This is a genomic window from Streptococcus sp. 1004_SSPC, assembly GCF_001069025.1.
GTDB classification, from domain to species: Bacteria; Bacillota; Bacilli; order Lactobacillales; family Streptococcaceae; genus Streptococcus; species Streptococcus vestibularis.
The window spans coordinates 1-9537 of the sequence record NZ_JWGQ01000063.1 but is presented as its reverse complement, the minus strand read 5'-3'; the positions used below and the strand labels follow the sequence as shown (position 1 = coordinate 9537).

At 34.8% G+C, this 9537-nt stretch carries 7 protein-coding genes; all 7 read right to left on the bottom strand.

Annotation, left to right across the window (positions count from 1 at the left end):
- Positions 1-776: 776 nt before the first annotated feature.
- The 7 genes from ADF62_RS05320 to ADF62_RS05290 all read right to left on the bottom strand — a co-directional run bounded on the left by ADF62_RS05320 (position 777) and on the right by ADF62_RS05290 (position 9213).
- A complete protein-coding gene (locus ADF62_RS05320; protein ID WP_048788260.1) occupies positions 777-992 on the bottom strand; it encodes a hypothetical protein in 216 nt (71 codons plus the stop codon).
- A gap of 57 nt (positions 993-1049) precedes the next feature.
- Positions 1050-2069: a hypothetical protein gene (locus tag ADF62_RS05315; protein ID WP_048788259.1), complete on the bottom strand. Its 1020-nt coding sequence runs from the start codon at positions 2067-2069 to the stop codon at positions 1050-1052.
- An 82-nt stretch (positions 2070-2151) separates the two neighbouring features.
- Positions 2152-5289: a hypothetical protein gene (locus tag ADF62_RS05310; protein WP_239664995.1), complete on the bottom strand. Its 3138-nt coding sequence runs from the start codon at positions 5287-5289 to the stop codon at positions 2152-2154.
- A 332-nt stretch (positions 5290-5621) separates the two neighbouring features.
- Complete coding sequence (locus ADF62_RS11460; protein WP_239664994.1) at positions 5622-6188, bottom strand: hypothetical protein; 567 nt, start codon at positions 6186-6188, stop codon at positions 5622-5624.
- Between the two features lie 78 nt (positions 6189-6266).
- Positions 6267-6836: a hypothetical protein gene (locus ADF62_RS11455; RefSeq protein ID WP_239664993.1), complete on the bottom strand. Its 570-nt coding sequence runs from the start codon at positions 6834-6836 to the stop codon at positions 6267-6269.
- 370 nt (positions 6837-7206) lie between these two features.
- Positions 7207-8040 carry a DNA/RNA non-specific endonuclease gene (locus ADF62_RS05295; RefSeq protein WP_239664992.1) on the bottom strand — a complete coding sequence of 278 codons (834 nt, stop codon included), beginning with the start codon at positions 8038-8040 and terminating at the stop codon, positions 7207-7209.
- A 189-nt stretch (positions 8041-8229) separates the two neighbouring features.
- Positions 8230-9213, bottom strand: coding sequence for a tyrosine-type recombinase/integrase (locus tag ADF62_RS05290; RefSeq protein WP_048788256.1), 984 nt, complete (start codon positions 9211-9213; stop codon positions 8230-8232).
- Positions 9214-9537 lie beyond the last annotated feature (324 nt).

The window sequence follows — 9537 nt, the reverse complement described above, 5'->3', positions numbered from 1 at the left end:
AACGCATAACAAACTTTACGATTATACTTCTACCCAAAATCGGTAAAATTGTTTATGCCATATTATTGTAACGCCTTATCAAAAAAATCACCAGATAAGGTATTGGTTTAGTGTACACTTTTTACACTAAACTTTAGTTCTAAAAAAGACAATTTCCTTAGTTTGACTATGAAACTCAAACTATTTTTCATCAAATACCTTGATATACTTGACAAATGGTAGAAAGGGACTTAGTCCTCTACAATACAGAACTGAATCCTTTGCTTAAATAAATTGATTAACTTTTTGGGGTCCGTACATGATTAAGGAGGTCGTTACTACCTTTACAACCATCATTCACTCAAAAGTTAATAGATAATTTATGAGCTGTCACTGTCACACATTATCAATAAAATTCTACATAATGTGTAGTTTTTTAAATAATCTTACTTCTAATCCTATTTAAAAAACAAAACAGCAGCCTTATAATGACTACTGCCTAAAAATTCTCTAAAACATTGATATGATTAACAAATATAAGAAAGTGCCTCATATAATAGATATAGATATTCATTTCAATTATTCTTTCGGCCTATTTTAGTACCATATCAAATATAAGTAATACAAAATCTTGACATGGGCTACCTCCCGACCTTCTTGCCGTAGCTTCTGGTTAGGCTGTGTAGCATTTATAAGACTATCCAAAACAGCCTTGAAGGTTCCTAAATAAACCTTATCTTATACTTATTATAACATATTTATCCTTGCAGACAATTAGTCAGCGAAATAACTCTAAATCACTTTTTCTTACGTTTGTCCTTATTCAATTTAACTCCTTTAAAAGAAAGTTTATTCTCTAAAATAGTCACAAACTCATATGGAGCATTTAACATAATTTTAAAGCCTTTTTGCTTTTGCAAGTCAAACCACGACATTTCTTCTGACTCCAAATCCATACGTGATTGTAAAGATGTGAAATCCTCTTGATAAAGAGTAAAATTATCACCCAACATTAAGATCTGATTAGCAATCCGTCCAAAACGGTTCTTTCTTATTTTTTTTACCTTATGTCATATATAATGTTTTTGGTCTAGAAGTTTCTTATAGGCCGAGTCCTGTACCCATACTCGCTTACCTTTTTTCGGAAAACCATTTTCATCGTAGTTATCTGGGTTTAAGGCTCTACGCTTACTTTCTATCGCTCTATCCAAATCCGTCAACCGTTCACTATACCCAAAATCATTGGAGAGGTCATAAACAATAGTCTCTTTATCACGCGCAGCAGTGATCGCCATCTGCTCTACAGATAACTTGATTTCCACGTTTCCTTTATTTGGTAGCTCATGGTCTAATCCATAAGGAACACCATCAAAGACTAATAAGATACTGTATTTCCAAACATTTCCCTTAACAAGAGTCCGTTTAAGAGCATATAACGCTAATTTTTGAAATTCCAGTGCATAGGCAACCTTAATCTCTTGATCTCGACGAAAAGCAAAAGGAATAAATAACTTGTCGTTTCTGCCTTTACCAGTCGCAAAGAATACCCCTTCATCAGTCACGAAGTTATTGCATTTACGGTACCATAAAGTCGTAAAATCCACTAAGCGACCTACTGAGACGTGATTGCTGCTTTCTCTCTGCTTACGACGCTGAAGATAGGCTCCTTTAACTGTCTGACTAAGAATTTCCATAGTAGACCAGTGGATTATCCCTTCTTCTGCATACCTTTCATACATAGCGGTTGCTTGTCCTAATTCTTTATATCGGATGAATTTACCACTATTAAGACCAAATCTATCATTTAAGGCTATCCAATCTGCTTTAAGTATCGTCGAAAGCTCCTTATGAGTTTCCTTCATAGAGAGTTTCTTTGTCTTGTCTTTCTCTTTAGAGATTGCTTCCTTTAACTCTGCTAGCTCTTTAGTACGTAGAGACAAAGACTTATATTCCTCTGAGCTAACACGACGATGTTCTTGGCAATTGATCCAATTAGTTACGGCTCGTTTTAACTTGTAGCCATATTTAAAACGTTTGGCTAGAAAATCATCGTAACCTTTTATATTCAAAGGGATTTCTAAAGTATACACTCTACTATTCCTTTCTCTAAGAAGTTATCCTTACTAATTGCCATATAGACCTCTATCTGACTTATACTCAAAAGAATTGCTACTAGTTATCTATAACTAAAAATAGTAACAACCCTATTTGTTCCAACCCTATTGTCCGCCTATCATAGCCTATCATACTTTCGTTGACTAAGATTGTTCTTTTAACTGATGGGGAATCATCCTTTTTGCCAACCGTATCATTTACATTACTATTAACATTTGGCACTTTAACATCCATGATTGCTTGCCATTCTTCTTCAGTAAAATCACTTTCATAGAGATGGCTTTCAGACTCTTTTTGAGCATAATATTCTATTACTTCTGCTCTCCACAACTTATAGGCTTTTGCAATTTCCGGTTCTTCTTCTCCAAGCCCATAAACCTTATTGAAAGGGGCATGTGGGACAAAAGAGTCCTTTGAAATATCCATTTCAAAATGCGGAAATGTCGTTAAATAAATCATATTTGAAACTTCATCATCACTGACGATAACACCACCAACTTGGAATTTCTCTAGGTTATTTGCATCTCTAGCAGTGAAGTTATCTTCTTCTACTACTTCCTCTGAAGTCGCACTTGAGTTACCTTGATTCCCTGCTAAGAGATCATCGTTTGCTGCACATTTAGTTTCCTTAAGTGCATAATGTTTTCCTCCTGATCGTAGATTAATGAACTCTACAACCTTTGTTGAGGTTTGTTGGAAGGTAAAGGCATTACGATAAGACATCTTGATTGCATCAGCCCCAGATTCGCCAATAGAATCCCTAATTTGTTCGTCATGTTGATAAGCATGCATAACTGGAACATGGAACTTACGAGACTCATCTAGGAAGTTACTATCATTACCTGGCATCAAATAACCATTCTTTTCATCTTCATAAAAAGCAAAGAATGGAGACTTATCTGGGAGACGTCTTTGAGCTGCATTCTGCATAACTAATGTTACCATCTGTGCTACCATTCGAGACTTTTCTTTACCAAGAACACCTTTAGCAGAATTGACCAAGATCATCCCACCCGTTTTTAAAACGATATCCAAATCCTTGGTGCTTTGAGAGAAAAATACACGACGGATTTCTGGTGAAGATGATAGGTCATCAATGACTGCTTTTAGACCAGATACGTTAGCATCAAAAGTATAATAATATTCTTCTGTGTACGAATTTAATTGATGAGCATTGATGAAATAATCATAAGAGCTTTGGAGGTTTTCAAGTTTATTCCTTTCATCATTAAATGCGTTAATAGCTTCATGAACATTCTCTGGTCTAAGGATAGTATCAAAGAGTTGTTCGTGTTCTCGATTGTATTCTGATTCCTCCAACCACCTTTCTTTTTCCTGCTTTAAGAACGCTTCATGCTTTTTCAACGTTTCTTCAAAAAGCCTTTTCTTTCGATTAAGTAATTGTGCAAAAACAGCAATATAGGCTTCAATCCAATCACTAGAACGTAACATATTTGAGAATTCCGTTAGTGTTGGAGACTTACCTTTTAACATATAGTTTATTGGGGCATCTGGTATCAACGCTACCTCTTTAATGACCGTAATGATATTATCAGTAAGTTGTCCTTCTTGGTTAAGAAAGAAAGAAGAACCAGTCCCACTTGGATCACTAAATCGTTTAAATAAGTCTCGAACAGCCCCTTTTACCTGAGTAGTATCTCCATCCAAAATATTAATTGCCCCAGTTCCTGGGTTAGTAGGATCTAGAGTCCAAATCATTTCATCAGGGAAGCCCATTTTATGAGCGTACTTAACAATTGTGCCATACATCGAACCTGATGGTTCAGTCATATAAATACCATTTGTAAGCTCTGCAGCATAACCATTGTTATACCACTGTTCCAACAATTCACGTCTTTTCTTCTTCCGTTCAAACTCTGTACTAAAGGATTCTTTTTCTAGTTCTTCATCTACTTTCATCAAATACTCACGATAGGATAGTAGATAATATTTCATATTTTCCATATCCTGTAGCATTGCTGGAATCAGAATCGTTGCCGATTTACCAGTACCAATCAAACCAAAGATAATAGTGTGATAAGTTCTCTCATTAGCATGTAAAATCACTTGCTCTCCAGTCTTAGAGTTACGCCCCATAACCAAATTCGCTTGACCTTTTTCATCTTGATTATGAACGATATTACTTAATACACTGTCTTGGAAGTAACGTCCACCTAACCATTGCTCAACAAGTTTCTCGTAGGTTTTTTCAGCAATCCCAGTCGCATAACTATTATAAAAAATAAGACCTATTGCTCCAATCGGAGTCAACAATAATAAACTGTTGAACCAGTCCGCTCCTATTAAAGGTTTGAGGGTATGGTAACTTAAAACAATACCTGTCTGACTTCCATTTGGTATTGACCAGGGCATATACTTGAGATAATTATCTGCCACATCATACATACGATTGATGAGGGATAAGATAAAATTATTGATTGTTAGTACATATAATCCAGAAGATATAAGCACTGCTGCCAGTGCTGCTCTTATAGCATACTTACCAATAATCTTCTTTCGTTCTGCTCGTTTTAAGGTGGCGTATTTTTCAAATAACACAAAAATTTGACGACTTGTAACATTACTGTGCCATACACCAATGTATAAAACTAAAGCCATATTAACGAACAAAAATAAAAATAAAGATAAAGATATAAATACCCAATTAGGCAAACGCCATCTAAAGATAAACATAATAATATTGAAAGCAAATAATCCAAAAGATATATGATATACCCAATCGATATATTTTCGCCAACAAAATAGTAGGATATCTATTGTTCGCTTACCATTTGTATAAAAACGATTAAAAAATAATTTCAAGATCTTCCGCATAAAGCACCTCTCTAGTAAGCAAACATTTTTCAAGAATTCCATAAATACAACAATAGCAATAGGACTTACTATTCCAAGTCTAATGAATAGATTTCGTCGAGGTAAGCTTGTTGTTTTCTTACCTTCTGTAATCAACCATTGATAGTGATATATGTATCCCTGTACGAAACCATATGCAGGTAATATTCCAACTGCTATAATTTCTATTAGGGTAAAGACCTCTACGAAACTAATCATAGAGAAGTCACCACTATGTGTTCTCCCCTTTGATATCATTGCAAGTCCATAGATGATGAAAATAGGGATAAAAGTAACGATATATAAGAATAAAATTGATTTTAAGTCAAAATTTACTACCATGATTTGTTTCTCTGGATTATTGATAGATTTAGCATAGCTCCACCTACCGATACCAATGAAGACCAAGGTAAATAGGTAAGAAATACCGAATAAAGAATATCAGACAATAGATAATAGCATTGATATTATGATGGTTCATGGCCCCTCCTTATTAAATTTTTCTGTTCCGAACGTAAACAAAAAGTTCCCATTTCAGAGGGAACTATATGCGACTCAACTAGTAAAAAATGTTGATAAGATTTTACTGTTCACACGATTTGGATAGAAACTATTGAAACGTGATTTGATACGAAACAGACATTTTTTCTCTTCCGTATTCTGTGAATTACTGCTCACTTCTTCAGTTTTTTTTTAGCCACTCGACGCCCCCTGCTATTTGCGTCTACCCAGCGATAATGAGCATCTTGAATAACAACTGAAATTTCATCTCCTTGCTTAAAAGGAACTCGATTTAAAGAACCCGAGTCCTTCATTTTAATTTTGATTCCTGGAAAGTCAACCAACTCTACTGTATGTAGACTTTGTGGATCAAAACTGATAAATCGCACTTTAAACAATCGTCCTATGACTTTCTTATCATCAATCATCTCAATCAAAGCATCTTGAGGTGCTTCTTCGAGAACTTTCATATCTCCCTTGATACTAATATAGTCATAGATAATGTGACGTTCTCTTTGATTTGGACTTGGTTTTTGGGTATTGGCCCCAGCAATTTTAAATTCCACCCTATCAAAGACTGATACTACTTCGTCTAGGTTAACAAATGAAGAATCACACTCATAACTTACCCTATGTTTTGGAATGAATACCGTTTGTAATTTTTTGGTCATTACCATGATACCTGCATTGCTACCATTGTTAATCACCGCAGATACAATACCTTCATGAGTACGTTCCAAGATGTTTTTTCTATCTCGATTACGAAAAGAGTTATCTTTACTCTTTTCAATTTGCTGAAGAAGCTGGTAATTAGTTAACTACTCAGCTAACTCAATACTACCTTCAACAACATAGTTTAATGGGTTATTAATAGTTAGTTTATAATTGTCAATAGTTTGGATATGAATTTCAGTTAATTTGCAAGGGTAAATACGCCCAACCATTTTAAAGAAGTCTTTTGGTTGGCGGAAGCCAGATTCTGTTTGTTTAATATAAACTGTTGTTCCAGCAAGTTCTCCATTCTGAACACGCCCTACTAACATATCACAGAATGCGACACCTTCACCGATAGGGCGACCATTTCTATTTCTCGGAATAAATGGCTGTGTTTCAAGTACATTCTCTACTACAACTGATACAACCTTATTAGTTGCTTGTTCTAACAAATACTCATCTTCAGTATTTCCGAGATCAATATATGGGAGTGTATAGTTTCGAATGATATCTGAAACTTCTTCTGGAACACATTCAATTTCTGGTTGCTCAAACCATTGTTCTTGTTCATCTTTCCTATCTGCAACAACCAATATTTTAAATTTTTGCTCCCCTAAACTAGCATAATGGACGTTTTCATAACCGTCTTCTCTTATAAGTTTAAGTGCTTTCATTTTTTTCTCCTTTAATGTCTTTTTTGACATTAAAAGCATAACAAAAAAGGTCACTACCTGTAAGATAGTGCCCCCCCTTGACTTTTGTTAGTTCATTGCGATAAGAATCCCAACACACAACACTACAATTGGTGTAATTAAGGCGAAAATTGAAAAGATCTTCTTGGCAATACCAATGGCAACGTATAAGAAACTCGCTAATGTAAGTAATAGAACCAAGAGCATAAACATAATTCTCACCCTTCCTACTGGCTCTTTATTAATTATTATATAGATTTTTGATATCAATGCAAGGCTAGAGCACCCAAAATATAAAAGCAACTTCAAAAATTTCATTGTGTGCTTCTGCATGATAACCACGTTTAGAAAATTAGTAATTACTTGTGGCTGTACCATCTAAGTAATTAATATTAGCATTCTTTGAAACGTTCTGAAGTGTGACAGAACTCACATTTCCATCACTTGTTGCTAATCCTTTTTCTGATAGTTCAACTCCATACTGTGTACCATTTTCATCAAAGGACGTCCAGTAAAGCGTTACAGTTCTAGGAATTAGCTCATTGTCAGTATAGTTTGCAACAACACAATAATCTAAGTACATATTTGGGTTGTTCTTCAACCATTTGGCTAGTGCGTTTTCATAGTATAGCATACCGTTGGGATTATTAGTATCCGTTTTACTATCAGCCATCGTTCCAGCATTCAAATAGCGTGTCATAGGTACTAGATTCTTGATTTCAGAATTTAATCCAGAAAACTGATAACCAATAAGATGCCCGCGATTCATCAGATAAGCTTTTTTGACTTTTCCGTGCTCATCTTCGTACTTAAAACGATAGTTATGCCAGCCAACTGGGGCAACATTAATTTTACTTTCCCTATCATCTTGTGGCTTATCTGAATACTTTAGTCTGATGTGCCCATATGTTGCTCTACCAAGACTATCCAAATCTCCATTGACCATTAGCTTATGGTTTTCAAAAGGCAATGGAGTATACCTGAAAGTATCTGACTTTCCTCCACTGATTTTAGAAGAACTGGTCCCTGTTTCCGACGATTCAGACTTTGGAATAAATTTCCCAAATAATTTTCCGATATCAGTAGTGTTGGCATGTTCACCCTTGCTGGTAACATTAAAAACACCAGACAAAATACCGGGTACATTAATTCCCTGGGACATACCATATCCAGCTATACAAAACATAACAATAATAGATATCGGTATCCAAATCAGATTGCCAAGACAACCTCTTTTTTCATTGCTTTTTTTTAGCATAAGACCTCCTTAAATCTCTATAAATTCATTATAGACACAGGAGTCTCTATTCGTAACCCAGTGACATCAAAAAGGCCTCAAGTGGCCTTTTACTAATATAGGATTTTATCAATATTATTATTCTATAAATCTTATGAGGTGATTCTTGTCTAAACTATAGCCTTGTATTTCAGCAACTTTCTTAATATCACCTGTCTCTTTATAAACAATAGAGGCGTGGCTGTCTTTTAAAATACTAGGCGTGATTACCTTTCCATAAGCATGTCCAATGTTCTTTGCCAAATGACCTATTGTATTTCTTCCCATAGGCTTTTTCAACATGGTTAAAAATAATGATGGTATAGAAGGATCCAAATCCCAGCGTCCCCGACGTTCCTTAACAAATGGAGCTATGTAAGGAACTGTGAAGGGTAGAAAACGTATAAACTGTTTCTCGTTGTTTCTAACAACCCAAATTCCTTTTTTACGCATATCAATATCCCTGACTGTCAAGTTAACAACTTCTTGAGTACTTGCTCCAGTACCAATTATGATTGCAAATATAGCAATATTTCGCTCCTTCTCCTTTTCCCAATTATCAGCCTTCTTCTGAGTTGGTAGCGTTGTAACATAACTGTTTGCCATGAAATCAAGCAACTCTTCGAGCTCTTGCTGCGTATACAAAATAGTCTTCTTCTTTGATTCAGAATATATTATGTTGTGATAACTCTCTTTATAAACTATCTTCCATTCATTAAACACGTTACGATAAAACAACGGCATCCCTCTCTCAATTGTAAAAGAGGTATTCGTAAGATAATTCCAAAAGCCTGCCAAAGTATAGAGAATAAATCTTTTTCCAGCTGGTTTCAGACGTAAATTTGCCAAATAATTTTGAACAAATTCTCGTGGTAATTTTTCTAAGTCTGTCAATGATAGTGAGACACCCTCTTTATCAATTGTAATTGCATAGCTATTTAAAAATTTCTGAATCACTGACAAACGTTCGACCATTTTGGGAGAAGGTTCTTCAACATCTACTTGAAGGTAAGCTATATATTCGTCTATTAATTCTGGTAATTGCCTTCTTAGTGCTAGATATTTATCTTTCTGTTTCGACATGTTCTCCCTCCTCTCAACACTGATAGTAATTAACTACACGTTTACCACTTATATTTTTAGACCTATTATATCATACAAAATTGTATGTTTTTTTAGATTTAACTAGTATAAATACTCTCTAAAACAAAATAGCGATACACGATGTATCGCTATTATATATATAATGGCTCTATAATTTCTGTAGTGGGTAAAACCACTGTAGAGATTATAGAGCTTTTTGAGTATACACAAAAAGCCCCATAAGAACTATAATGAAAAGCGACCAAACCATCATTAGGAAGAACTTATGAGACTTATTAAGAATACCACAGAATTAATCGGAAT